Origin of the sequence: Terriglobus sp. ADX1 (genome assembly GCF_036877645.1) — a bacterium.
Classification (GTDB): domain Bacteria; phylum Acidobacteriota; class Terriglobia; order Terriglobales; family Acidobacteriaceae; genus Terriglobus.
In genome coordinates, this window is sequence record NZ_JAEDXV010000128.1 from 1 (window position 1) to 253 (window position 253).

General features: G+C 60.1%; 1 protein-coding gene. It reads left to right on the top strand.

Annotation, left to right across the window (positions count from 1 at the left end; all coding sequences use genetic code 11):
- A partial coding sequence (locus JAO32_RS19895) for a hypothetical protein (RefSeq protein WP_334243639.1) occupies positions 1-204 on the top strand: 204 nt, incomplete at its 5' end.
- Positions 205-253: the final 49 nt, after the last annotated feature.

Genomic DNA, 253 nt, shown 5'->3' on the forward strand with positions numbered 1-253 from the left:
ATCAATGTCACAGACATGAAGCCGGACGCACCAGCCAGCAGCTACATCGCCGTGCTGATGAAGCCGCAGGCATACTTTAGTGCGTGGTCGCCGAAGTATCGCTTTGCCATTGCATATGTCTGGGACGCGCAGACTTCCCGTGGCTTGGCATCTGGGAGGAGAACCGCAGCCGCAGTCATGCGCCGTGGAAGAACGCCGGTGTAACGCGTGGCATGGAGTTCGGCGTGAGCCCGTTCCCTGAGTCCCGTCAGTC